The organism is Streptomyces sp. SS7, assembly GCF_037993025.1.
In the GTDB taxonomy this organism is placed as follows: Bacteria; Actinomycetota; Actinomycetes; order Streptomycetales; family Streptomycetaceae; genus Streptomyces.
The window spans coordinates 9,028,742-9,051,841 of the sequence record NZ_CP141223.1 but is presented as its reverse complement, the minus strand read 5'-3'; the positions used below and the strand labels follow the sequence as shown (position 1 = coordinate 9,051,841).

The 23,100-nt window shown below is 73.0% G+C and carries 18 protein-coding genes and 1 pseudogene; 5 read left to right on the top strand and 14 right to left on the bottom strand.

What is annotated here, in order from left to right; all coding sequences use genetic code 11:
• Nucleotides 1-57: 57 nt before the first annotated feature.
• From U5640_RS40770 to U5640_RS40745, 6 genes are all read right to left on the bottom strand, one after another.
• On the bottom strand, nucleotides 58-1,842 hold the full coding sequence (locus U5640_RS40770) for an ABC transporter ATP-binding protein (RefSeq protein ID WP_340384260.1): 1,785 nt from the start codon (nucleotides 1,840-1,842) through the stop codon (nucleotides 58-60).
• Nucleotides 1,843-2,910: an iron-siderophore ABC transporter substrate-binding protein gene (locus U5640_RS40765; protein WP_340384259.1), complete on the bottom strand. Its 1,068-nt coding sequence runs from the start codon at nucleotides 2,908-2,910 to the stop codon at nucleotides 1,843-1,845.
• 113 nt (nucleotides 2,911-3,023) lie between these two features.
• Nucleotides 3,024-3,863 (bottom strand): ABC transporter ATP-binding protein, encoded by an 840-nt coding sequence (locus tag U5640_RS40760; protein ID WP_340384258.1) that lies wholly within the window; start codon nucleotides 3,861-3,863, stop codon nucleotides 3,024-3,026.
• Between the two features lie 38 nt (nucleotides 3,864-3,901).
• On the bottom strand, nucleotides 3,902-4,963 hold the full coding sequence (locus U5640_RS40755; protein ID WP_340384257.1) for an iron ABC transporter permease: 1,062 nt from the start codon (nucleotides 4,961-4,963) through the stop codon (nucleotides 3,902-3,904).
• Complete coding sequence (locus U5640_RS40750; protein ID WP_340385627.1) at nucleotides 4,960-6,018, bottom strand: iron ABC transporter permease; 1,059 nt, start codon at nucleotides 6,016-6,018, stop codon at nucleotides 4,960-4,962. The genes U5640_RS40755 and U5640_RS40750 overlap by 4 nt, the downstream gene beginning before the upstream one ends.
• A gap of 31 nt (nucleotides 6,019-6,049) precedes the next feature.
• Nucleotides 6,050-7,402 (bottom strand): lysine N(6)-hydroxylase/L-ornithine N(5)-oxygenase family protein, encoded by a 1,353-nt coding sequence (locus tag U5640_RS40745; protein ID WP_340384256.1) that lies wholly within the window; start codon nucleotides 7,400-7,402, stop codon nucleotides 6,050-6,052.
• A 275-nt stretch (nucleotides 7,403-7,677) separates the two neighbouring features.
• Between U5640_RS40745 and U5640_RS40740 the strand changes: the two genes are divergently transcribed.
• Nucleotides 7,678-8,625, top strand: a complete 948-nt coding sequence (locus tag U5640_RS40740) for a formyltransferase family protein (RefSeq protein WP_340384255.1) — start codon at nucleotides 7,678-7,680, stop codon at nucleotides 8,623-8,625.
• Between the two features lie 167 nt (nucleotides 8,626-8,792).
• Nucleotides 8,793-10,403, top strand: a complete 1,611-nt coding sequence (locus U5640_RS40735; RefSeq protein WP_340384254.1) for a serine/threonine-protein kinase — start codon at nucleotides 8,793-8,795, stop codon at nucleotides 10,401-10,403.
• 349 nt (nucleotides 10,404-10,752) lie between these two features.
• Here the strand turns inward: U5640_RS40735 and U5640_RS40730 are convergent.
• Nucleotides 10,753-10,979, bottom strand: a pseudogene (locus tag U5640_RS40730) (FAD-binding molybdopterin dehydrogenase); the annotation flags it as partial.
• Between the two features lie 292 nt (nucleotides 10,980-11,271).
• Here U5640_RS40730 and U5640_RS40725 point away from each other — a divergent pair.
• On the top strand, nucleotides 11,272-13,485 hold the full coding sequence (locus U5640_RS40725; protein WP_340384253.1) for a hypothetical protein: 2,214 nt from the start codon (nucleotides 11,272-11,274) through the stop codon (nucleotides 13,483-13,485).
• Here the strand turns inward: U5640_RS40725 and U5640_RS40720 are convergent.
• From U5640_RS40720 to lnt, 5 genes are all read right to left on the bottom strand, one after another.
• Nucleotides 13,472-14,977 (bottom strand): hypothetical protein, encoded by a 1,506-nt coding sequence (locus U5640_RS40720; RefSeq protein ID WP_340384252.1) that lies wholly within the window; start codon nucleotides 14,975-14,977, stop codon nucleotides 13,472-13,474. The two genes, U5640_RS40725 and U5640_RS40720, sit on opposite strands and share 14 nt — an antisense overlap.
• Entirely contained in the window at nucleotides 14,978-15,526 is a 549-nt protein-coding gene (locus tag U5640_RS40715; RefSeq protein WP_340384251.1) for a hypothetical protein, read from the bottom strand.
• A gap of 4 nt (nucleotides 15,527-15,530) precedes the next feature.
• Nucleotides 15,531-16,694, bottom strand: coding sequence for a CHAT domain-containing protein (locus U5640_RS40710; RefSeq protein WP_340384250.1), 1,164 nt, complete (start codon nucleotides 16,692-16,694; stop codon nucleotides 15,531-15,533).
• Between the two features lie 238 nt (nucleotides 16,695-16,932).
• On the bottom strand, nucleotides 16,933-17,412 hold the full coding sequence (locus U5640_RS40705) for an NUDIX domain-containing protein (protein WP_340384249.1): 480 nt from the start codon (nucleotides 17,410-17,412) through the stop codon (nucleotides 16,933-16,935).
• A 70-nt stretch (nucleotides 17,413-17,482) separates the two neighbouring features.
• Nucleotides 17,483-19,105, bottom strand: coding sequence for an apolipoprotein N-acyltransferase (lnt, locus tag U5640_RS40700; protein ID WP_340384248.1), 1,623 nt, complete (start codon nucleotides 19,103-19,105; stop codon nucleotides 17,483-17,485).
• Between the two features lie 217 nt (nucleotides 19,106-19,322).
• Between lnt and U5640_RS40695 the strand changes: the two genes are divergently transcribed.
• On the top strand, nucleotides 19,323-20,393 hold the full coding sequence (locus U5640_RS40695; RefSeq protein WP_340384247.1) for an O-antigen ligase family protein: 1,071 nt from the start codon (nucleotides 19,323-19,325) through the stop codon (nucleotides 20,391-20,393).
• 18 nt (nucleotides 20,394-20,411) lie between these two features.
• Here U5640_RS40695 and U5640_RS40690 read toward each other — a convergent pair whose 3' ends face one another.
• Both U5640_RS40690 and U5640_RS40685 read right to left on the bottom strand, forming a co-directional pair.
• Nucleotides 20,412-20,975 carry a hypothetical protein gene (locus U5640_RS40690; RefSeq protein WP_340384246.1) on the bottom strand — a complete coding sequence of 188 codons (564 nt, stop codon included), beginning with the start codon at nucleotides 20,973-20,975 and terminating at the stop codon, nucleotides 20,412-20,414.
• A gap of 105 nt (nucleotides 20,976-21,080) precedes the next feature.
• Nucleotides 21,081-21,866: an aspartate/glutamate racemase family protein gene (locus tag U5640_RS40685; protein WP_340384245.1), complete on the bottom strand. Its 786-nt coding sequence runs from the start codon at nucleotides 21,864-21,866 to the stop codon at nucleotides 21,081-21,083.
• Between the two features lie 39 nt (nucleotides 21,867-21,905).
• Between U5640_RS40685 and U5640_RS40680 the strand changes: the two genes are divergently transcribed.
• The gene (locus U5640_RS40680; protein ID WP_340384244.1) at nucleotides 21,906-23,099 is read left to right on the top strand and encodes a glycosyltransferase; all 1,194 of its coding nucleotides are present in this window, start codon (nucleotides 21,906-21,908) and stop codon (nucleotides 23,097-23,099) included.
• Nucleotide 23,100 lies beyond the last annotated feature (1 nt).

The window sequence follows — 23,100 nt, the reverse complement described above, 5'->3', positions numbered from 1 at the left end:
CCCTTCTGAGCATGAAAGTTGCCTCACATAACGGAGTGCTGCCTGGCGTGGGGCCGATCAACTGCCCTCGCGCCAGGCCCGCCACAGTCGTGCGTAGCGGCCGCCCACCGCCACCAGTTCGTCGTGCGTGCCCTGTTCGACCACGCGTCCCGCGTCCAGGACGGCGATCCGGTCGGCCGCCATCGCCTGGGTGAGCCGGTGCGCCACGAACAGGGTGGTCCGCCCGGAGCACGCGGCCAGGACGGCCCGCTCCAGTTCGGCGGCGCCCTCGCTGCCCGCCTCCGCGGTCGACTCGTCGAGCACGACCACGGGCGTGCGGGCCAGCACCAGCCGGGCCAGGGCGAGTTGGGCGACCTTGGTGACGTCCGGACGTTCGCCGCCCTCGCCGACCGCGGTGTCCAGCCCGTCGGGCAGCGTCTCCGCCCACGCGCCGGCGCCGACCCGGCGCAGGGCGCCCATCAGCTCGTCGTCGGTGGCCTGCGGGGCGGCCAGCCGCAGATCGTCGCGGAGCGGGCCGGAGAACACATGGGTCTCCTGGGTCAGGATGCTCACCACGGCCCGCGCGCCGGCCTCGTCCAGCCCGGCGAGGTCGGTCGATCCCACGTGGACGGACCCGGACGTCGGGGTGCCGATGCCCGCGATCAGCGCGGCCAGGGTCGTCTTGCCGGCACCCGTCGCGCCCACCAGGGCGAGCGAACCCCCGGCCGGGATCGACAGGTCGACGTCCCTGAGGACCGGTTCGTCGGCGCCGGGGTAGCGGAACGTCAGCCCCTTCACCGTGACCGGCAGGGGCGCGGGGTCCGCCGGCGCGACGGCCGGGTCCCCCACCAGCCGCCCCTCGGCGGACTCGCCCAGCACCCCGACCAGCCGGGTCAGGCTCGCGCCCGACTTCTGCGCCTCGTCGAAGGTGAACATGATGAGGCCCAGCGGGGTGAACAGCCGGTGGAACAGCAGCGGCGCCGCGGACACCTCGCCCAGGGTGGCGGCGTCCGCCTCCAGCAGGCCGTAGCCGACCAGGAGGATCAGGACCAGCCCGATGAACTCGGCGCGGTTCTCCCGGCCGACGAACCGGCCGAAGAACCGGAACACGTCGATGCCGAGGTCGCGCACCCGCCACGACTCGGCGGTGACCTTCTCCCGGAAGGCGTCCTCCAGGCGGTAGGCCCGTACCGTGCCGATCCCGTCGAGACCGCTGATCAGGGCCTGGGCGCGGTCGGCCTGCGCTCTGCGCTGCTGCTGGTAGAGGGGGGCGGAGCGGGGCAGGTACCAGCGCAGGGCCAGCGCGTACGCCGGCAGGGCCGCGGCGCCGGCCAGGCCGAGCCGCCAGTCCAGTCCGAACATGCCGGCGGTGGCGATGGTGACCAGCACCCCCGCGGAGAACACCGTGGGGACGGCGGTGCGGATGCCCTTGGAGAGGACGGCCACGTCGTCGCCGACCCGGGAGAGGACGTCTCCCCGGCCGACCTCCTCGATGCGCGCGCTCGGCATGCCGAGCACCGCGCGGACGGCGCCCTCGCGCAGCCGGGCGAGCAGGTCCGCGCCGAGCCGTCCGATCAGGTAGGTCGACGCCGCGGTGGCCGCCGCGCCGAGCAGGGCGGCGGCTCCGATCAGCACGGCGACGGTGACGAGGACCGAGCGGGACCCGCCCTCGACGACCCCGTCGACGACCCGGCCGAGCAGGAGGACGGGGAGCACCTGGAGCGCGGCCCCGGCCACCGTGGTGAGCACGGTGGCCGTGGTCAGCCAGGGCGCCTCGCGGCAGTGCGCCATGACCCACCGGGTGGCCTCGCGTCCGGACGCCGTGCGCAGGGTCGCGGGGGCCGCGCGCGTGTCGGTCGCCATCTACCGGCCGGCCGCCGACTCGACGAGCTCGTCGATCGCGTAGGGCATCGACAGCAGGGTGCCCTGGGAGATGGCCGCGCCGACCGCCGGGCCCTCGCTGTCCAGCAGGTAGGACACGTGGCCCTTCTTCACGGCGTCGAGGTTGGCGAACAGCTTGAACTTCTTCAGCGCGTCCGTGTCGGCCTTGTCGTTGATGACGAAGACGCGGTCGACGTCGACGAGGTCGAGGCGCTCGGGCGAGAGCTTGGTGTAGAAGCTGCCGTCCGCGATCTTGTCGATCTCGGTCTGGTACCCGAAGCCGATGCCGGACACCAGCCGTCCGCGGACGTCGGTGGAGGTGAACGGCGCCACGGAGTTCTCGTACCAGGACAGCACCACGGCCTTCCGGCCGGCGAACTCGGGGTGGGCCTTCTTCGCCGCGTCGAGCTTGGCCTCGATGGCGTCGACCGCCTTCCGGCCCTCCTCGGCCTTGCCGAGGGCCTTGGCGATCTGGAGCGCGTTGTCCTGCCAGGGCGCGCTGAACGGCTCCTTCTCGGTCTTGGTACGGCCCACCGTGGGAGCGATCCTGGAGAGCTTGTCGTAGGCGGCCCGGTCGACCTCGGAGTAGACCGCGATGATCAGGTCCGGGCGCAGGGCGGCGATCTTCTCGTAGTTGGGGCCGGAGTCACCGTTGGCCATGATGACCTCGGGCCGGGTGTCGCCCCACTTGTCCTTCACCCAGGGCCACTGGGTGTTGATGTCGGGGCTCCGGCCCGCGGGGTTCGGGTACTGGTCGACCATGCCGACGGGCGTGACGCCGAACGCCAGGACGGTCTGGTCGTCGGTGTATCCGACGGTGACGACCCGCTCGGGGGCCTTCTTGACCGTCGTGCTGCCGAACGCGTGCTCCACGGTGACCGGGAAGGCTCCGGCCGCGGCGGCGGAGGTGGCGTCGCCCGCCTCGGCGGCCGGGTCCGTGTCCGAGCCGGATCCGCACCCCGCGAGGAGGCCGACGCCGAGGGCCGCGGCGGACAGGGTCGCCGCGAGCCGCCGCCACGGCGTCCTGCGCGTCGTTCTGTGGAGGAGCATCCGTCTATCCCCTTGCTGTTCGCGCTGTCCGGTACGCCCTGGGTAAGGGCAGGCAAACCGTACCGCATGAAAGTTAGGTTAGCCTAGCCTAATGCGGCCAACTGGACTGCTGCCTAGTCGAGTTGGACGTGCGTACGCCCGATGGGGACGATGAGCGGCCGGTCGCCCACCGGGTCGTCGATCACCCGGGCGCACAGCCCGAACGCCTCGTGGAGCAGCTCGGCCGTGATGACGTCGCGCGGGTGCCCCTGCGCCAGGACCGCCCCGGAGCGCATCACGACGAGGTGGTCGCTGTAGCGGGCGGCCAGGTTGAGGTCGTGCAGCACCATGACCACGGTGCGGCCCGAGCCCTGCAGGTCGCTCACCAGGTCGAGCACGTCGATCGCGTGCGCCAGGTCCAGATAGGTGGTCGGCTCGTCGAGCAGCAGCAGATCGGTGCCCTGGGCCAGGGTCATCGAGATCCAGACCCGCTGCCGCTGCCCGCCGGAGAGGGTGTCGACCGCCCGGCCGGCCAGATCGGACACCCCGGTCATGGCGAGCGCGCGCTCCACCACGGCGGCGTCGTCCGAGGACCACTGCCGCAGCCAGCTCTGGTGCGGATGGCGGCCCCGGGCCACCAGGTCGGACACCGTGAGCCCCTCGGGCGCGACCGGCGCCTGCGGGAGCAGACCGAGCTTCTTCGCCACGTCCCTGGTCCGGAGCCCGGCGATGTCCTCGCCGTCCAGTACGACCGTCCCGCCGGACGGTTTCAGCAGCCGGGCCAGGGTGCGCAACAGCGTCGACTTCCCGCAGCCGTTGGGGCCGATGATCGTGGTGATCACGCCGGGCGGTATCGCCACGTCGAGATCCTCGATCACGGTCCGGGCGCCGTACCCGACCGTGACCCCCCTCGCCGCCAGCCTCGCGGCCGTATCGGTCCCGGTCTTGACGCCGGTGATGGACTGAGCGACCACAAGGCCCCCTTGTTCGGACGTACCCGATGACATGTCAGCTATCTGCGGTTCGCCCGCACCAGCAGATGGACGAGGAAGGGGCCGCCGATCGCGGCGGTCACCACACCGACCGGGAGGGCGACGGGGAGGGCCGTGCGCGCGAGCAGGTCCGAGCCGGTCAGCAGCAGCGCGCCCACCACACCGGAGGCCGGCATCGGCGGTGTGGGGCACCGGGTCAGCCGCATCGCCACCTGCGGGGCCACCAGGGCCACGAACGGGACCGGGCCCGCGGCACTGACCGCCACGCCGGCCAGCAGGACCGCACACAGCAGCAGGGCCGCCCGCACCGCTGAGTGGCGGACGCCGAGGCCCGCGGCGACGTCGTCGCCGAGGTGCAACGGCTTGAACTGGAACGACACGCACGCCACCACGAGCAGGAGGACGAGCGTGCCCCAGAGCGCCAGTCGGACCTCGCTCCAGGAGCGGTCGTCCAGCGAGCCGACCAGCCAGGCCTGGGACCGGGCCACGTCCCGGATGTCGGCCGTGGCCAGCAGCCAGGTCGTGATCGCCTCCGTCACCGCGCTCACCGAGATGCCGATGAGGATCAGCCGGAAGCCGTCGATCCCGCGCCGCCACGCCAGGAAGTACACCAGGAGCCCGGTGCCGAGACCGCCCACGAGCGCGGCGGCGGACACGCCCACCGAGTCGGCGATCGCCGCGGCGGTCCCGCCCGACACGGTCACCAGGAACACCGCGGTCGCACCCGCGCCCCCGGTGATGCCGAGGATGTCCGGGCTGGCCAGCGGATTGCGCGCGACGGACTGCGTGATCGCCCCGGACACGCCGAGCGCGATGCCCACCACCACCCCGGCCAGGGCGCGCGGCATCCGCAGATCCATGATCACGAACTCGTCGACCTGCTCGCCCCGGCCGAGGATCGTGGCGACGACCCGGGGCAGGCTGACGGGGAAGTCCCCGACGCCGATGGACAGGCAGAACACCAGGAAGGTGACCGCCGCCAGCAGCAGCGTGACGAGCACGAGCCAGGGCCGCCAGACGAACGACACCCCGCCGAGCCTGAGGCCCGGCGCCACCGAAGGTTTCACGTCCGTCCCGTTCATGCGTTCCTGAACTTTCCGAGCCACACCAGCCCCGCGAAGAACGGCGCGCCGAGCAGGGCGACGAGGACCCCCGCGTCCAGCTCCCCGGGGCGCACCACCAGCCGCCCCACGATGTCGCAGACCAGCAGGACGACGGCGCCGAGCAGTCCGGCGTACGGGACCAGCCAGCGGTAGTCGGGTCCGGTGAGGTACCGGGCCACATGGGCCACCATGAGGCCGAGGAAGGCGATGGGGCCGCAGGCCGCCGTCGCCGCGCCCGCCAGCAGGGTGACGGCGGCGATGCCGACGGTCCGGCTCAGCGCGATGTTCACGCCCAGCCCGCGCGCCACGTCCTCGCCGAGGTTCAGCAGGTTGAGGGTGGGCAGCGCGGTGAGCGCCAGCACGAGGCCGACCAGGACGAACGCGCTCACCGGCCCGATGACGTCGAAGCCGACCCCGGCCACCGAGCCCGCGTTCCAGAACCGCAGGGCGTTCAGCGACTTCTGGTCCGTCAGCGCGACCGCCGTGGTCATCGCCGCCAGGAAGACCGTGACCCCCTGCCCGGCGAGGGCGAGGGTCAGCGGGTTGCCGGCGCCCCGGCCGATGCTGGCCAGGCCGAACACGACGACACCGGCGACCGCCGCACCCAGGAAGGCGAACCAGACGTACTGGAAGGGCTGGGAGAAGCCGAACACCGAGATCGCCGTGACGACGGCGAAGGACGCGCCGGAGTTCACCCCCAGCAGGCCCGTGTCGGCGATCGGGTTGCGGGTGTAGCCCTGGATGAGGGCGCCGCCCACGCCCAGGGCGAGGCCCGCGACGATCGCGAGCACCGTCCGGGGCACCCGTACGGTCCGCACGATGAGCCGGATCTCGGTGAGCCGCCGATCGGGATCGGGCGCCGCGAACAGCCCGTGCCACACCTCGCCGGGGCTCAACGCGCGCGCCCCCACCGCCAACGACACCACCGCCGCGGCGACGAGGACCGCCAGCAGCATGCCGAGCCCTACGACTCGCCTGCGCCGGGCCTGCGTCGGGGCCCCGGACGTGGGTCGCTGCACTGCGGTCGTGCCCATGTCGGCGTACGTCATCCCTCTGTTCTCGGGGCTAGCGCGCGGTGCTGCCGGTGCCGTCGGCGACCGCCCGCGCACCGCCCGGGGCGACGGGGCTCCGGCCGACGAGCGAGTCGAGGATCTCGCCGACCCGGATGGCGGTGTTGGACAGCAGCGCCGAGGTGATGCCGTGCGTGTGCTCGGTGCCGCCCTGGAGATAGATGCCGCAGCGCAGGTCGGGGTCGGTGGCGATGCGGTAGTCGCGCTCGACGCGGACCCGGCCCTCGTCGTCGCGCAGACAGCGGTCCGCGACCTCGCCCAGCAGGGCGACGGGGTCGGCGGGGCTGTAGCCGGTGGCGAAGACCACGACGTCCGCGTCCAGGAGGGTCTCCTCCCCGGTGACGAGGGAGGTGACCGTGGCCCGCACCGTGCCCTGCGCGTCGTCGACGGCGGTGAGCCGGGAGACGTTGAGGAAGCGCAGGCGTTCGCTGCCGAGCACCTTCTCCTGGTACATCTGCCGGTACAGGTCGTCGATCAGGTCGACGTCCACCACGGAGTAGTTGGTGTTCCCGTGGTAGTCCATCAGCCGGCGCTTGACGTCCTCCGGCGCGGCGAAGAACTCGTCGACGGCCGCCGGGTCGAAGATCCGGTTGGCGAAGCTGCTGTCGTCGGCCGGACTGTAGCCGTAGCGGGAGAAGACGGCGCAGACCTCGGCCTCGGGGAAGCGCCGGTGGAGGTAGGCGACGTTCTCGGCGGCGCTCTGCCCGGCGCCCACGACGACGAAACGCGAGGGCGAGCTGCCGTCCAACTCCTCCACTCTCGCGAGGAGTTCGGAGTTGTGCCAGACACGCTCGGAGCGCTCCACACCCTCCGGCACGAGGGGACGCAGACCGGTGCCGATGACGAGGTTGCGGGCGCGGTGGACCGCGAGCCCCTCCGCCGACCGGACCGTGACGTCCAGGTACTCCACCGCGCCGTCGCGGACGACGGGCATGACGCCGACGACCTCATGGCCGTAGGAGACGAGGTCGTCGACCTTGCGGGCGGCCCACTCGAAGTAGTCGTGGAACTCCACCCGCAGCGGGAAGAGGTTCTTGTGGTTGATGAAGTCGATCAGCCGGCCCTGGCTCTGGAGGTAGCACAGGAAGCTGTACTCGCTGGCCGGGTTCCGGAGCGTCACCAGGTCCTTGAGGAAGGAGACCTGCATGGTCGCGTCGTCGATGAGCATGCCCCGGTGCCATCCGAAGCGCGGCTGCTGCTCGAAGAAGTGAGCGGTGACCGCTTCCTCGGGGGCGACGCCTGCGTTGTGCTCGCTGAGCGCGATCGCCATGGCCACGTTGGACGGCCCGAAGCCGATACCTATGAGGTCGTGGATCAAAGGGGCGTCGCCAGGACGAGCCTGTGCCATGTCACTCCCATCGTGCGGGCGGCCGCCCTGCGGGGAAGGCGGCCGTGGGTCGAGCATCGGGAAGTACGGGACGTACGAGAAGCCGGGCACACCGAAGGGGGCCGCGACCGGAACTTAGGTAAGGCTAAGCTCATCCTGCGAGGCATGTCCATAGAACAAACCGGACAGTCGGAGAGTGAGTACCCGTCAACCCGCTTTCACGAAGCCCCTGTTGACCACTTAGGTAAGCCTTGCTTTACTGTGCGGGCCCCATCCCTGGCCTGAGGAGGAACCCCATGCGGGTCGTCATGTTCGGTTACCAGACCTGGGGGCACCGCACCCTGCAAGCCCTGCTGGACTCCGAGCACGACGTGGTCCTCGTCGTGACGCACCCCAAGAGCGAGCACGCGTACGAGAAGATCTGGAGCGACTCGGTCGCCGACCTCGCCGAGGAGAACGGCGTACCGGTCGTCATCCGCAACCGCCCGGACGACGAGGAGCTGTTCGAGCGCCTGAAGGAGGCCGACCCGGACATCATCGTCGCCAACAACTGGCGTACGTGGATCCCTCCGCGCATCTTCGGCCTGCCGCGGCACGGCACGCTCAACGTGCACGACTCACTGCTGCCGAAGTACGCCGGCTTCTCCCCGCTGATCTGGGCGCTCATCAACGGGGAGCCCGAGGTGGGCGTCACCGCGCACATGATGAACGACGAGCTCGACGCCGGTGACATCGTGCGGCAGGAGGCGGTGCCGGTCGGCCCCACGGACACCGCGACCGACCTCTTCCACAAGACCGTCGACCTCATCGCACCGGTCACCATCGGCGCACTCGACCTGATCGCCTCCGGGCGGACGGAGTTCACCCGGCAGGACCGCTCGCAGGCCAGCTTCTTCCACAAGCGCTCCCCCGAGGACAGCCGCATCGACTGGAGCTGGCCGGCCGCGGACCTGGAGCGCCTGGTCCGCGCCCAGTCCGAGCCGTACCCGAGCGCGTTCACCTTCCACAGGGGCAGGCGGCTGGAGGTCCTGGCCGCCGTCGTCTCCGAGGGCCGCTACGGCGGTACGCCCGGCCGTATCTTCTACCGCGAGGGCGACGGCGTGGTGATCGTCGCCGGAGCCGACGCCCGCACCGGCCGCAACCACGGCCTGGCGATCACCCGTGTCCGCACCGAGGACGGCCGCGAGCTGCCCGCGGCCGAGTACTTCACCTCCATGGGCGGCTACCTGACCAACCGCCCCTGACATCCCCCGGGGCACCCCGGCACCCAGGGCACTCCTCCGGCCCTCACCGGCGGACGGATCGGCGATCCTCGATCCGTCCGCCGGCCGTCTGTCTCCGTTGTGCGCGACGTAAGCTGACATGACGTGATCACGGCCTTCCTGTGGCCGGGCAGCACTCGGAGAGGCGCATGAGGAGTCTGGAGCCCGGGGACCCTCCGGAGATGGGCGGCTATCCCCTGCTGGCACAGCTCGGCGCCGGGGGCATGGGGCAGGTCTTCCTCTCCCGTACGGCGTCCGGCAGGCCGCTGGCGCTGAAGACCGTGCGCAGCGAGTTCGGCGCCGATCCGGGGTTCGAGGAGCGGTTCGCCCGCGAGATCGCCAGCAGCGAGCGGGTGCGCTCCGCGTGGACGGTGGCCGTCGTCGACCACAGCCCCGCCGGACACCGGCCGCAGTGGCTGGCCACGGAGTACGTCCCCGCCCCCTCCCTCGCCGACTGGGTGGAGCGGTACGGCCCGCTGCCCGAGCCCTCGGTCCGCGCGCTCGTGGCGGAACTCGCCGAGGGCCTGCGGGCGGTGCACCGGGCGGGTCTGTCCCATCGCGACCTGAAGCCCTCCAACGTGCTGCTCGCCCGCCGCCACCCCCTGCTCATCGACTTCGGCATCGCCCGCGCCGTGGACGACACCCGGCACACCCGGACCGGCGGAGTGATCGGCTCACCCGGATACATGCCGCCGGAGCAGGTGACCGGCGGGATCTCCGCCGAGCCCGGCGACCTGTTCGCCCTGGGCGCCGTCCTCGTCTACGCGGCCACCGGGACGAGCCCCTTCCTGAACCCGGGCGAGCATCCGTCGGCGGCACAGCTCCTCTACCGGATCGTGCACGAGGAGCCGGTGCTGGACGGCGTACCGCCCGCCCTCCGGCCGCTGGCCGCCGCCTGCCTGCACAAGTCCCCGGAGGCCCGCCCCACGACGGACGACCTGCTGCGCCGGCTCGGCGGCGACCGGGATCCCTGGGCCGGTTCGCTGCCGGCCGGGCTGGAGGCGGAGATCACCGCGCGGGAGGCCGCACTGCGGTCGACGCTGGAACGGCCGATGGCGGAACGGCCGGTACTGGGACGGCCGGTCCCCCTCGCTCCCGCCCCGCCGGCGGGGTTCGGACCGGCCCCCGCGCCCTTTCCCCCTCCGGCCCCGCCGCCCCTCCTCCCTCCCCCTCCCCCTCCCGGCCCGGCCCCCGGTCGGCGTCCTCTCTCCGTCCGTACCGCGGCCGTACTCGCCTGCGTGGTGGCGGCCGCGGCCGTCGTCGCGGCGGTCACCTGGCCGGACGACGGCAAGGACGAGGGGACCGCGGCTCCCTCCGACTCCCCCTCCTCCGCCTCCCCGTCCGCCTCCACGGCCTCGGACGCCCTGCCCGCGTCCTGGGTGGGCACCTGGCAGGGCACGGGCCCCGGCAGCTCCTCCGGCGACGGGGTGGTCAACGCCCGTACGAGCAAGGTGACCGTCACCGTCACGTTCCACGCGGCGGAACGGGGCCAGATCGTGGGCCGGCAGGTCAGCGAGGTGCGCGAAGCCGCGAGCGGCCGCGACATCGGATGCACCGAGACCCTGCGCCTCCAGGAGTCCCACGGCACGACCATGGTCTTCGAGGCGGCCACCAGCAGCCCCACCGACCCGTCCACCGGCGTGCTCTGCACACCCGGGAACGTCTACACCCTGACGAAGACCGGTACCGACGCCCTCACACTGGAGGACGAGGGCAGCCAGACTGCGGGCTCACCGTCCCGGCTGACCCGGTCGCCCTGACCCGGTCTGCCTGACCGGGCGTCCGTCAGGGCAGGGTCCAGAAACGTACCGTGTGCCGCGCACCGGCGGTTCGTCCCGCGGTGGGCGGAGCCAGCGCCCGAGGAGCGGGCTCACGTAGTAGGGCATGGTCGGGAAGCTCATGAGGAAGCTCGACAGCAGGTTGCCGACGAGCAGACCGATCCAGAGCGGCAGGTGCAGCGGGAACAGGGCCAGCGTCAGCAGGACGACGGTCGGGTACAGGCCGACCCCCACGGCGAGGGAGGTCCTGGTCTCGGACGGCGGCGGTGCCTCCTTGCCGTCGCCCTCGCCCGGAAGAGCGTCCGACGGGCCGGTCCTGGGGCCACGGGAAGGCGTACAGGTCACGGTGGTGCAGGTGGCGCCGATCTCCAGGCCCTCGGCGGTCGGGACGAGCGGGTCCCAGCGCAACGCCGTCAGATCGATGAGCCGCCGCGGGTCCGGCTGCTCCACGGAATAGAGCCACGTCCCGCCCGCCAGCCAGGCATCGCCCTCGCGCCAGTGGACGCCGGGCCACTCGGACGGCCGTCGGACCACCTCGGTGACGGTGTTGAGGTCCATGAGCATCCGCCCTGCCCCGACGAGCTTGCGGCCGCCATGCCGCGCCGTCCGGGCGGCCGGGCCGCGGGGGCGGCCGGCACGGACACGTTTGTCCCAATCCATCGCGGTGGGCGGGTGGCGTCCCGGTGGTGATCGCCGTACCGGATACGAGGGGCGGGGTGCCGGCCCGGCGCGGCGGCCGCGCTCGTCCCGGCCCGCACGTCGGAGCCGGGCGGGCGCGCCCCGGGCGTACGCCGGTCGCCGCTCCCACGCGCCCTGTCGGGATCCGGTTCCCCTCCTGGATTCTGGGACGATGAACCGGTCCTCCGGATCCACCCCGCAGCCGACCGATCACTTGCTCGACCATGTCCGCTCGCGCGATCGCCTGAGCCGGTACAGCTTCTGGATCACCATCCTGGCCCCGACGTGGGCGGCGCTGTTCGGCCCCTTGGCCGAAGGCCGGGGCGAGGTGTGGTGGCCGCGTCTGGGATGTGCCGTCACCGTCTCGGTCGAGCTGTATGTGCAGCATCGTCTGGCGCTGCGGCGGACGCTGCCCACCCGCCTGCGTCTGCGCCGCAGAGCGGACGTCTGGCTCGCCCTGACCGTACTGCTGGTGGTGAGCCCCGTCGGCGGGTGGCTGATCGGCTGGTGGACCGCGCTCCCCCGTACCGCCGGGCTGGTGGTACCGCTGGTGCTCTCCCTGCTGGGCTTCACGGCGGGCATCAGGCAGATCGCGTGGAGCCAGAGCGGCGGACCGCAGGCCCTGGCCGGCTGTCTGTTCACGGTGGTGAGCATTCCGGCCGCCCTCCTGTGCGGGGACGGCGTCCTGGCTCTGCTGCTCGTGGGGTTCCGGCAGCCCGATCCCGAACTCATCCTCGCCGCCTGGGGCGTGGCGCTGCTTTCCTTGCTGCGATTGCTGCACCGCACGTCCGCAGACCATGACGTGTACGGGGTGCTGAACGACGCGGCGATGCTCCGGAAACTGCCGAGGGAGCTGGTCGAGGCAGCCGTGGACGACTGGGTCCGGCGGCGTGCCCTGCGGCGGCCGGACCGGCTCGACACCTCCCTGGTCCTGGCGCTGACCAGCACAGCCCAGTCGACCGCCGCGTTCAGCGATCTCAAGGGCCGCACCCCGGTGCCGTTCATGCCCACGCCGACGAGCGCACAGGCCGAGATGCTGTTGGGTGTGGCGCGGTCGGCGATCGACACCATCGCCGTGCTCGCGGGCCGGGACGAGGGGCGCCGAGGTCCGCAGGACAAGGACGTGCTGTTCGCCCGCGGGATGATCCAGCAGGTCCACGCCACCCTGGCACAGCGCGAGCAACGGCGCGAGGAAGCGGCCGCGGGCCTCTCGGCGGCCGGTGCCCATTACGCGGAGGCGGGAATGCCGAACCTGGCCGCCCTGACCCGCTTGCTGGCGAACGGCGAACTGTGCACGGCCTTCTTCGCCCCCGAGGACGCGTTGCGGGATCTGCGCGCCGTCGCCGACGACGAAAGCCTGGTGGGCATCGTGCGCAGAACGGCGTGGGCCTGCGCCGAGGCCATGCGGCGCGTGCGCGATCCGGACGCGCGGCCCTGCGCCGATCCGCACGGCGGGCCCCGCGAGGTGAGCCCGGCGCAAGCAGCCCGGGACATCGCGGTCCTGCACGCCGAGCTTCCTCCGGGCATCCCCCAGTTGATGGCCATGAGCATGCGCAACGTGCTGACCGAAACGCTGCGCATGGCCGAGGAGATGGCCGCTCACGGAAAGGTTCTCGCAAAGGGGAAGGGACACGGCTTCGACGGCCTGATAGGGGCGATGCACGAGCCCGAGAGCCTGCTGGAGAGCGCCGAGCGGTGCGTCCGGGCCGGGCGTGAGGACCAGGCTCGGTATCTGGCGGCGCGGGCCAAGGTGGTGGCGCTGCGCTACGGCGAGTTCGGAAAGTACACGTCTGCCTGCAACTTCCTCATGGACCTGGGAACGCGGCGACGGCAGTGGCGCGCCGTGCACCACGAGTTGGCGCAGGCGGTCGAGATGGCCGAGCTGGCCCGCCAGCAACTGCTCGCCCCCCAGCGCAAGAGCGAGGCGACGTACGCCCAGCAGCTCTGGTACGGGGCCATGGTGATGCTGCTGCTGGAGGGCACGGACGGTCGGGACTGGCCGCCGCCCGAGGCGAGGGCGAGGGCGTGGGAACTGGTGGAGCGTTCGCGGGCGCGAGCGCTGCTGGACGTGCTGGGCGAGACTCTCACCATCCCCGTCGACGGCGCCTTGGAGCCCCTCGTCGAGCGGGAGCGTGCGGCGTTGTCGCGGGTGCGTGCCTTGCGTACGCAGCTGGTGTCGATCGGGGGCACCGCCGTCGAGGACGCCGATGTCATGGCACGCGTGAGGGGCGCCGAGCGTGAACTGCGTGAGGTGCAGAGCCGGATAGAGGCGTCCGGAGACGCCGGCACCGCATACCTCAGGCTGCGGCGTGGCACACCCATCGGCTTCGCGGAGGTCCGGCAGCTGCTGCGCGAGGAAAGCGGCGGACGGCTCAGCCCGGGCTGAGCAGCAGGTGCACCTCGCTCCTGGCGCCGGCCGAGAGGAGCGTGCGCAGCTGCGCCGCGGTCCCGGCGACGACGACACGGCGGCCCCGGTCGAGCAGGTCGAGGACCCTCAGCCCTTCGACGGCGCGGTAGGGCCCCTTCGGCGGCACGACCACGACCGAGACCTCGGCTCCCCTCGCGACGGTGCGGGCGAGGTCCTGGGCCGGGGTGGGGCTCAGCACCGTCCACTCCCGGCCGGTGAGGGCGGCGGGGGCCAGTGCCGGTCCCAGCACCGCCGACGACAGCGTCCGGTCCGCCCGCACCCCTTGCAGCAGATAGTGGCCGACGACCTTCGTGCACACCGATCCCCGCACGTCCCCGGGCCGCAGCTGATGGTAGGCGGGCAGGGCGGTCCGGGTGCGGCACCCCTGGTCCGCGCCCGGTCGCAGCGCCGCCGCGCAGGCGGCCACCACCGCCGCGACCAGGAGTACGGCGGTGAGCCTGCGGCCCAGGCGCACGGGGGCACCGGGGTCCGGGGCGGCGGGGTCCGGAGCGGCGGGGTCCGGAGCGGCGGGCGGTGCGGGGGGAGGCGGGACGGGCGGTGAGGCGGGCGGGACAAGGAGGGCCGGGGTGGCAGCGGTGTAGCCCAGGTCACCGACGGCGTGGGTGTCCACCGCGCCGAGGAGCCACAGTCGGCTCAGTGCCCGCCACTGACGCCGTTCCGCCCGGTAGTCGCCCGGTCGGGTCAGCCCCATCGCGTCGAGCAGGGCCCAGCGGTGGACGTCGAAGGCCGAACGGTAGAGCTGCCCGTAGGCGCGTGCCGCGCCGACGGCGCCCCAGTAACCGGCCCAGGCGACCGCACCACCGCCCAGGACGCAGGCGGCCGCACCGTACCAGGGCAGGAGACACGTCCCGAGGACACCTCCCACCGCGGCGAAGAACGCCCCCAGGGCGCTGAGGGTGGCCATCGCCTCGAGGCGGCCGGTGGCGGCGGCGAAGAGCTGCTGGAACCCCTCGGGCAGGGTGGGGTAGAGGCGGGGCCAGGCCACCACTCCGTCGAGGTCGTACCGGTAGGTGCTGTGCGTCTCCGCGCCCCGCAGCACATTGCCCAAGGTGGTGGGCATCACGTGACGGTCGGCCGACGGGTACTCGTGACGTCGCGGGTCGGACTCAGCGGCACGGTCGCGCATCTCCCGGTGCCGCCGTCGGCATCGTTCGGCCAGACGCCGGCCACCGGGCAGGCCCGCCCAGTACCCCTCCAGCATCCGGATCACCGGGAGCCGGCACGTCTGCAGCACCTGGCCGAGGAGCAGGACGACGCCCAAGGCCGCCACGGGGACGAGGAGTTGCGCGGCGATGGGCAGCGACTCCCACGCACGCAGGCAGCGGGACCAGCCCTGCGCCGAGGCGACGACGACGCCCAGCGCACTGAGGAAGGCGACCGCCGGGCCGTACGTGGTGGCCAGCTGCCGACGGTCCAGCAGGCCCGTGATGGTCTCGACGAGCCCGCCCATCTACGCCTCCCAGAACGGGCGGAAGGCGTGCCCGCCCTCGACGCACTCCCCGTTCCCCTGCTCGGGGGGCCAACGCGGGAACGCGTTGGTGGCACCGCACTGACCACCCCCCGGGACGGGGGCCACGCATTGGATGAGCAAGGCCGGGTGTGGGTCGGGGAGCCCCATGGGCTGCGCCTCCAGCCCGAGTTTGGTGCCCGGGCCGGACTCGATCACGTCCGCCGCCAGCAGGTCGTCCAAGGCCTGGGCGCCGACGACTCCGGCGACGCGTCCGCCCTCCGCCACGACCACTGCGGGAATGCCGCTGGTCAGGGCCCGCAGGACCGTCTTGTCGGCGAGCAGGTCCTTCAGGGGCAGGCTCTTCGCGACCACCACCGCCGGCCAGTGGCCGTCGGCACCGACCAGGCCCGCCGGTTCGCCGCCCCGTCCCGTGAGGACCGCGAAGGCGGCGTCGCCGCGCCCGGCCAGGCTCGCGCTGAGAAGGGCCGCCTCGGTGCCCGAGAGGAATTCCGCGGACATCACTTCGCCGGTCGTGAGGGGGTGCGTCACGGTGTCACAGCCAATCGCCGGTGAGGAAGAACGGGGCCCAGTGACGAGGGTCGGAGAACGGCAGTGCCACGGGCCGGCGTGCTCGCCCGCGGGCGAGCACGCCGGCCCGTAACTCCAGGACCTCCAGACGATCGCGCTCGGCAGCGGGCAGCGTCGGCTCCGCACGCAGGGCGCGGTACAGGGCGAGCGCCCCCTGGTGATCACCGGAGGTCAGGCGGAGCCATGCCTCGTGCTCGGTGATGACGCGCTCGAAGTCCGGTCGGCCGCCCAGCCGCTCGCGGGCGGTGCCGGCATGGGCGAGCACCTCGGCGGCACTGAGCCTGCGCAGCCAGAGCTGGGCGGCTTGCAGCGCGTGTGCCTTGGAACGCCCTGCCTGCAGTTCCGCGTAGAAGCGCTTGAGCAGCATGGTCGCGGACAGTTCTTCCACGCGCCACAGGCTGACCAGGGCCGTCGGAGTGCCGGCGCAGAACAGGGACCATGCCAGACCGATGATGTCGTCGCCGGCCGTGGCCGCGCCCAGTCCGGTCTCGCAGGCCCCCAGGGTGACGAGGTCGACGTCGAGTGACATCCCGAGGATGTCGGCCGCCGTCAGCCTGCCGTCGGCGAGCTCGATCCCGGATCGCATGGGCTGGTGCGGGTCGAACACGCCGTGGGCGGTGAAGTGCAGGATGTCCGGTGACGCCTGGTGCCCGTTCAGCGCCGCCACGAGGTACTCCCTCGACGCCCTCGCCCCGGACACCAGCTGGTAGACGCCGAACTGTTCCGCGACGGCCAGCGCCTGCTCACGTGCGAAGACCAGCGGTGCTGACCCGCCCCCCGGGTCCGCGACGATGAGCATGGACCGGCGGCGCCCTTTGCGCTTGGCACGGCAGTTGTGCAGCGCCGAGGCGCTGGGCACGGTCGCCACGGGGTTGCGCTCGATGAGCGGTGCCCCGTCCACCCAGGCGGCCTGCAGGGGGATGCGATGCAGACTCTCGTGCGGTATCAAATAGAGCAGGTCGCCCGGGTCGGTGGCGCGCAGCGCCGGCGTCAGCAGGCGGTCCAGCGCTCCCTCCCGCAACGTGGCCTCCGTGTCCGTGCCGCCCATCTCCCCTGCGATGCAGGCCAGTTCGGCTCTGCCGACCCCGACCGTCACGACGTCGGGTTCGTGGCCTTCGGGTGTCACCACGAACACGCGGGTATCGTCGTCACCCACGTGGTATTGCGCGAGTACGACCCGCGGTGTCCCCTTGTCCACCCACACCCCCGCACTGCCCGGCGCTCCGCCGAAGCCCCGCTGCCTCTCGCCCTGTGCTCACCTCATAGTGCCGAAGGAAGCGGTGCGCAGACAGAAGCGCATTGCACAACGCGCGCGCCGTACCCGCGCTCGTGTGCGCCCCACTCGGGCGGGGGCGGGCCCCCGCGCCTCACTCGGCCGGTGTCGTCTCGAACCACGTGGGTTCGTCGGAGAGCGCCTGCTTGATGCGGAACACCTGACGTTCGTGCATCGGCGGGAGGGCGTCCAGCTCGAACCAGCCGACCTGGAGGGACTCGTCGTCGTTGACCCGTGCCTCGCCGCCGACCGCCCGGCAGCGGAAGGTGACGTCCATGAACTGGCACTGGTCGCCGTTGGGGTACTCGACCCGTCGCCCGGAGCGGATCAGGACGATGCGTTCGGGCACGCAGTGCACGCCCGTCTCCTCCTCGACCTCCCGCACGGCGCAGTCCGCGGGCTGCTCGCCCGGGTCCGGGATGCCGGTGATCACGGTCCACTGGCGGTTGTCCGCGCGCTGTCCGAGCAGGACGCGTCCCTCGTCGTCGAAGACGACGGCGCTGACGCCGGGGAGCCACAGGAGCTGGTGGCCGGCGACGGCGCGGATCTCGGTGATGAACTCAGGAGTCGGCATGGGACCGACCCTAACCGCAGTGGTCCCCCGCCGGCCGACGACCGGGCGGCGAGGCTCCCCCGACCTGCACCTACACCTGCGCCTGGGCGCCGGCGCCCCGCCGGGCGCGGACGCCCGCCGCGACCGCCCAGCCCAGACCGCCCGCGGCCGCGAGCACCAGGGCGATCTCCGGAAGGATGCCGAGCCGGGTCGCGGGCGTCTCGGAGGACCGCAGCGGCACCTTCTGCACCAGGTTGTCGGCGACGAACATGCCGGTCTTCTGGGTGATCCTGCCGTCGGGCATGATGATCGCGCTGACGCCGCTGGTGACGGGCACGGTCACGGTGCGGCTGTGCTCGACGGCGCGGACGCGGGACATGGCGAGCTGCTGGTAGGTCATCTCGCTGCGGTCGAAGGTGGCGTTGTTGCTGGGCACGGAGATCAGCTGGGCGCCGTCGGTGACCTCGGAGCGCACCGCCCAGTCGAAGGCGGCCTCGTAGCAGGTGACCAGTCCCACCTTCGTGTCGTCCATGGTGAACACGCCCGGCTTGGTGCCGCGGCTGAAGTCCTGGCGGACCATCGACGTCCACTGGCTGTTGATCGCGCCGATCAGGGAGCGCAGCGGGAGGTACTCGCCGAACGGCTGGATCTGCCTCTTGTCATAGGTCTGGGTGGGGCCCTTCTCGGGGTCCCAGAGGATCTGCTCGTTGTAGAGCCTGCCGCCGCGCTCGACGACCCCGCCGACGGAGATGGGCACCCCGACGGCCTTGGCGGCCTTGTCGATGACGGCGGCCGCGTCCGCATAGGCGAAGGGGTCGATGTCGGAGGAGTTCTCGGGCCACAGCACGAAGTCGGGCTGCGGCTTCCTGCCCGCCTTGACCTCGGCGGCCAGCCGTTCCGTCTCGCGCGCGTGGTAGTCGAGGACGGCGCGGCGCTGGGAGTTGAAGTCCAGACCGAGGCGGGGGACGTTGCCCTGGATGACGGCGACCGTCGCGGTGCCGTCCTCCGCCTTGTCGCTCACCAGGGTGCGTGAGGCCAGGGCGGCGCCGACGGGGACGGCCAGGCTGAGCAGGGCCACGGCGGCGGCCGACCTGCGGACCTCACCGGTGCGGCGGCGGTCCAGGAACAGCCGGACCGTCTCGTGGAGACCGAACCCGCACAGCACGACGGCGAAGCCGAGGACCGGGGTGCCGCCGAGCGCGGCGAGCGGCAGGAAGACACCGTCCGCCTGGCCGAAGGCGATCTTGCCCCACGGGAAGCCGTTGAACGGCACGCGCGCGCGTGCCGCCTCGCCGGCCGTCCAGAGGGCCGCCGCCCACACCGGCCAGGCGGGCAGCGCGGAGACCTTGGCGACGCCGACACCCACCAGGGCGATGAACACCGCTTCGATGGCGACCAGGGCGAGCCAGGGGCCGGGGCCGACCTCGACGCCGGTCCACACGAGGAGCGGCAGCAGGAAGCCCAGGCCGAACAGGTAGCCGAGGCCGAGCGCCGCCTTCCAGGTGCGCCCGCGCAGCACCCAGCCGAAGACCGCGAAGGCCGGCAGGGCCAGCCACCAGACGGTCCGGGGCGGGAAGCTGGCGTAGAGCAGCACTCCGGCGAGCGCCGCCGCAGCGGCGGGCAGGAGGCGCAGCAGCCGCGCACGGCGGGAAACCGGCGTGGTCTGGGGCTCGAGCTGGTCGGGCTGGCCCACGGAAGTTGCGGTGACGGTCACTCCGGGAGTGTACGGCGGGTCACCTTTTGGCCGACAGCACGGTCCACTGAGGCCTCCTGGGGACCACTGTGATGCACAATCCCGGCACATCTCATCCACAAACCGGCCATCAGCCGTTACGGTGTGCCGGAACCCCGTTCGCACAGACGTCCGGGGTGGTACTGGCCGGGGGCGACCGGGTTCGGGGGGTCTGGTGGGGTCCACGGGTTCCACGGGGATGACGTCGGCGGCGGGCGCGGGCGCCGACGGAGACAGACACACCGCCGCCGACGCGGTGGGAGTGGCCGTGCTCGGGGCCTGCGCCGCGTGGTCGCTGCTCAGCGCGGCCGTGCACGGGGGCCGCCCCGAGGGCGTCCTGCTCGCGGTGCTGGCCGTAACGGCCGGCTACGCCACGGGGCGGATCTGCGGAGTGCTGCTGCCGGTGGCCGCGCCCTGTGCCGCGGCGCTGGCCGGACTCACCCTGACCGTGGCACTGCCCCGGCTGGCGCCGGGACCGGAGACCGCCTCACCGCTGGGCCACGCGGGTGCCACCGCCGCGGTGCTCTCGCTGTCGGCCGGTGCCGCGTGCTGCGCCGCCTGGGCGACGCCCGTGCCGCTGCTGCGGCTCGCCCTGCGGCTGTCTGCCTGCGGTGCGGTGGTGACGGGAGCCGCACTGGGATCGGTCGCGGCGGTCGTGACGTGCGCTGCCGTGCTGCTGTGCTCCCTGGCCGCGGGGCGGATGCGCCACCGGGGTGCGGCCCTCGCCGGTCTCGCCCTCGCCACGGCCGCGGTCACCGGCCTGACCTGGGCGGTCGCCGGTGATGCGCTGCCCTCGGGGCTCGGCTCGTCGCTGGTGGACCAGCTCACACCGCGCCGGGTCGCCCTCTGGCGCGACGCGCTGCACCTGGCCCGTGACAACGCGGGGCTCGGTGTGGGGCCCGGCCGCTTCGGGGAGCTGAGCACCGCGGCGGCGCAGTCGGCGCTTCCCGACGGCAAGCCGCATTCGGCACCTCTGCAGCTGGCGGCGGAACAGGGTGTCGTAGGGGTGCTGCTCCTCGCGGCGGCGTACGCCTGGGTGCTGTTCGCATTGGGGCGCGCGCCCCGTCCGACGCCGGTCGTGCTCACGGCGGGCGCCGCGCTCACCGCGGTCGCGGCGCTCTCCGCCCTCGGCAACGCGCTGAGCTTCACGACGGTGTCGGTCGGTGCCGGCCTCCTGGCGGGTCTGGCGACGGCCCGGCCGCTGGCCGACGAACCGGTGTCCGGGCCGTCGGCCGGATCGCGCAGGGAACGCGACCGTCCCGCCGTCTGACGTCCGGGAGGGCCGAGGTCACAGGGCCGGGCCGGGCGTCCGTGGCCGCAGCCGGGCCCGGATCGCCTCCACGGCGGACTCCGCCTCGTCGACGGTGATCGTGAACGTATGGCCGTCCCAGAGCCGCAGCACCACGCCCTCGCCCCGGCGTACGACGACGGCGGTGCCCTTCTCGGGACGCCAGCGGTAGCCCCAGCCTCCCCAGTGGCGCGGGGTGACACAGGGGTCGAATTCGGCGCCCGCGACGTGCGAGAGCGGGATCCGGCGGCGGGGCAGACCGATGTGGCCGCACCGCACCTCCAGCGCGTCCTGGTCGAGTCTGAGGTCGACGTGGACGAAGGCGAGGGTGCCGAAGAGGACCAGCAGTCCGGCCGCGATGCAGCCCACGACGGACATGACGAGGGGGACGGTGCCGGACGTCCAGGCGGAGTCGACGGCGAGTTCGATGCCGAGCGCCATGCAGGCGGCGCCGACCAGCGCGAGCAGCCACTGGAACCGGTTGGTGGCCCGGCCGGTCCAGACGTCCGGATGCGGGGTGTCCCCGCCCGCGCCCGGGGGGTGAACGTGGGAGTGGTCCCTCATATACATGAGGTTACCCAGGTTTCCCTGCGCTGGTAGGGCGTCGCACAGGGTGACAGCGCCGCCCCGCGGCGCGCGGAAGGCGGGACTAAGGTCGGTGACCGCCGGTCACGGGGCCGGAGTGACGCTCTGGAGCAGCCGGCCCTCCGGGTAGGCGAGGGCGGGCTGCGGGATGCCGCCCTCGCGGCCGCTGAGGAGAACGGTCACGGAACCGAGGCCGGTCGCGGCCGGCTCGGGCTGGGCTCCGATGCGGCGCAGGGCCTGTGCGGCGACGGCACCGGCCGAGCCGTGCAGGACGAGGGGCGGCCGGCCGGGGCGCTGGACCGCGGCGCGGATGCGGTCGGCGACCAGTTCGTAGTGGGTGCAGCCCAGGACGACGGTCGTGACGTCCTCGGGCGTGAGGGCGGCGGCCGCGGCGACGGCGGACGCGATCGCCGTCTCGTCCGCGTGTTCGACGGCCTCGGCGAGGCCCCAGCACGGGACCTCGGCGACGCCGACCCCTCCCGCGAAGTCCTCGATCAGGCCGCGCTGGTAGGGGCTGCCGGTGGTGGCCGGGGTGGCCCAGATGGCGACCGGGCCGCCGCCGGCCGCGGCCGGCTTGATCGCGGGGACGGTGCCGATGACCGGGATGCCCGGTTCGAGGAGGGTGCGCAGGGCGGGCAGGGCGTGCACGGTCGCGGTGTTGCAGCCGACGATCAGGGCGTCGGGACGGTGGGCGGCGGCCGCCTCGGCGACGGCCACCGCGCGCGCGGTGAGGTCCTGCGGGGTACGCGGGCCCCACGGCATGCCGTCGGGGTCGAGGGAGAGCACGAGATCGGCGTCGGGTCGCAGACGCCGTACCGCGGCGGTGGCCGCCAGCAGCCCGATTCCGGAGTCCATGAGCGCGATCTTCACCCGGCCACCTTAGACGATGTGCTCCTGGTGACCGGTGGGGTGGGGCAGACTGCGCGGGTGAGCGCCGTCGTGTGGATCGCCGCCGTGTCCCTGGCCGCCTGGGTGTGGCTGTCGCTCTGTCAGGGCTTCTTCTGGCGCACGGACGTCAGGCTGCCGCCCCGGCGCGAGCCGCGGCAGTGGCCGCGGGTGTGCGTGGTCGTCCCGGCGCGTGACGAGGCGGCGGTCCTGCCCGCGAGCCTGCCGACGCTGCTCGCCCAGGACTATCCGGGGCACGCCGAGGTGTTCCTCGTCGACGACGGCAGCTCGGACGGCACCGGGCACCTCGCGCGTGAACTCGCGCGGCGGCACGGCGGGCTGCCGCTGACCGTCGCCTCGCCGGGCGAACCGCCCGCGGGCTGGACGGGGAAGCTGTGGGCGGTGCGGCACGGCATCGCCCTGGCCCGCGCGCGTGGGCCGGAGTATCTGCTGCTGACGGACGCCGACATCGCGCACGCGCCGGACGGTCTGCGGGAGCTGGTGGCGGCGGCGCGCGCCGGGGACTTCGACGTCGTGTCGCAGATGGCGCGGCTGCGGGTGGAGAGCCTGTGGGAGCGGCTGGTCGTGCCGGCGTTCGTCTACTTCTTCGCCCAGCTGTATCCGTTCCGCAGGATCGGGCGGCCCGGGGCGCGGACGGCGGCAGCGGCGGGCGGGTGTGTGCTGCTGCGCGCCGAGGCGGCCCAGCGGGCTCGGATCCCGGACTCCATCCGTCAGGCGGTCATCGACGACGTGGCGCTCGCGCGCGCGGTGAAGCGCACGGGCGGCCGGATCTGGCTGGGGCTGGCCGAGCGGGTGGACAGCGTGCGCCCCTATCCGGGGCTGCACGACCTGTGGCGGATGGTCTCGCGCAGCGCCTACGCGCAACTGCGGCACAGTCCGCTGCTGCTGGCCGGTACGGTGCTCGGCCTGGCGCTGGTGTACCTGGTGCCGCCGCTGGCCCTGGTCGCCGGGTCGGCGGTCGGCGACCCGGCCGTCGCGGTGCTCGGCGGGCTGGCGTGGCTGGTGATGACGGGGACGTACCTGCCGATGCTCCGCTATTACCGTCAGCCCCTGTGGCTCGCGCCGCTGCTGCCGTTCACCGCGTTCCTGTACCTGCTCATGACGGTCGACTCCGCCGTGCAGCACCACCGGGGGCGGGGCGCGGCCTGGAAGGGCCGGACCTACGCGCGTCCGGACACCGTGACCGACGAGGGCTGAA

Excerpts from the sequence above, each read along its gene's own strand:
- U5640_RS40770 (WP_340384260.1), bottom strand. The coding sequence starts at position 1,842 with ATGGCGACCGACACGCGCGCGGCCCCCGCGACCCTGCGCACGGCGTCC.
- U5640_RS40765 (WP_340384259.1), bottom strand. The coding sequence starts at position 2,910 with ATGCTCCTCCACAGAACGACGCGCAGGACGCCGTGGCGGCGGCTCGCG.
- U5640_RS40755 (WP_340384257.1), bottom strand. The coding sequence starts at position 4,963 with ATGAACGGGACGGACGTGAAACCTTCGGTGGCGCCGGGCCTCAGGCTC.
- U5640_RS40750 (WP_340385627.1), bottom strand. The coding sequence starts at position 6,018 with ATGGGCACGACCGCAGTGCAGCGACCCACGTCCGGGGCCCCGACGCAG.
- U5640_RS40745 (WP_340384256.1), bottom strand. The coding sequence starts at position 7,402 with ATGGCACAGGCTCGTCCTGGCGACGCCCCTTTGATCCACGACCTCATA.
- U5640_RS40740 (WP_340384255.1), top strand. The coding sequence starts at position 7,678 with ATGCGGGTCGTCATGTTCGGTTACCAGACCTGGGGGCACCGCACCCTG.
- U5640_RS40735 (WP_340384254.1), top strand. The coding sequence starts at position 8,793 with ATGAGGAGTCTGGAGCCCGGGGACCCTCCGGAGATGGGCGGCTATCCC.
- U5640_RS40725 (WP_340384253.1), top strand. The coding sequence starts at position 11,272 with ATGAACCGGTCCTCCGGATCCACCCCGCAGCCGACCGATCACTTGCTC.
- U5640_RS40720 (WP_340384252.1), bottom strand. The coding sequence starts at position 14,977 with ATGGGCGGGCTCGTCGAGACCATCACGGGCCTGCTGGACCGTCGGCAG.
- U5640_RS40705 (WP_340384249.1), bottom strand. The coding sequence starts at position 17,412 with ATGCCGACTCCTGAGTTCATCACCGAGATCCGCGCCGTCGCCGGCCAC.
- U5640_RS40695 (WP_340384247.1), top strand. The coding sequence starts at position 19,323 with ATGACGTCGGCGGCGGGCGCGGGCGCCGACGGAGACAGACACACCGCC.
- U5640_RS40690 (WP_340384246.1), bottom strand. The coding sequence starts at position 20,975 with ATGAGGGACCACTCCCACGTTCACCCCCCGGGCGCGGGCGGGGACACC.